The organism is Oleiphilus sp. HI0132 (genome assembly GCF_001635845.1).
Map to the genome: position 1 here is coordinate 1 of NZ_LWGJ01000390.1, position 1007 is coordinate 1007.

The window sequence follows — 1007 nt, forward strand, 5'->3', positions numbered from 1 at the left end:
GTTCAAGATACCGTTTGCATCGATGTCAAAAGTCACTTCGATCTGAGGCATACCACGAGGGCCCGCAGGAATATCTGACAAGTCGAAACGTCCCAAAGATTTGTTCTGAGCCGCTTGCTTACGCTCACCCTGTACAACGTGAATCGTTACAGCAGACTGGTTATCTTCAGCCGTTGAGAAGATCTGGGACTTCTTACTTGGGATAGTCGTGTTCTTCTCGATCAATGCTGTGGCTACGCCACCCATTGTTTCGATACCCAAAGTTAATGGCGTAACGTCTAGTAGCAGTACGTCTGTTACGTCACCAGCCAATACCGCAGCCTGGATCGCTGCACCCATTGCTACCGCTTCGTCTGGGTTAACGTCTTTACGTGGCTCTCTGCCGAAGAACTCTTCAACCTTCTTCTGAACCAAAGGCATACGAGACTGACCACCAACCAAGATAACGTCGTCAATTTCTGAAGCGCTAAGACCTGCATCATTCAATGCAGTCTTACAAGGCGCTAAACTACGTTCAACCAAATCTTCAACTAGCGACTCTAGCTTCGAACGCGTCATTTTCACGTTAAGGTGCTTAGGACCTGACGCATCAGCCGTAATATAAGGAAGGTTTACATCTGTCTGTTGCGCACTTGAAAGCTCAACTTTTGCTTTTTCAGCCGCTTCTTTCAAACGCTGCATCGCTAGAGGATCACCTTTAAGGTCGATACCGCTATCTTTCTTGAACTCATCAGCCAAGTAATCGATTAGCGTCATATCGAAATCTTCACCACCCAAGAAGGTGTCACCGTTAGTCGCTAATACTTCAAACTGCTTCTCGCCATCAACGTCAGCAATTTCGATGATAGAAATATCAAAAGTACCACCACCCAAGTCATAAACAGCAATTGTTGAATCGCCTTTGCTCTTATCTAAACCGAACGCTAGTGCTGCTGCAGTTGGCTCGTTGATAATACGCTTAACATCTAGACCAGCAATTTTACCGGCATCCTTAGTTGCCTGACGCT

Annotated in this window: 1 protein-coding gene; it reads right to left on the bottom strand. The window is 46.4% G+C overall.

The features are described from left to right. On the bottom strand, positions 1-1007 hold a 1007-nt coding region (locus A3766_RS04720), incomplete at both ends, for an Hsp70 family protein (RefSeq protein WP_156508692.1).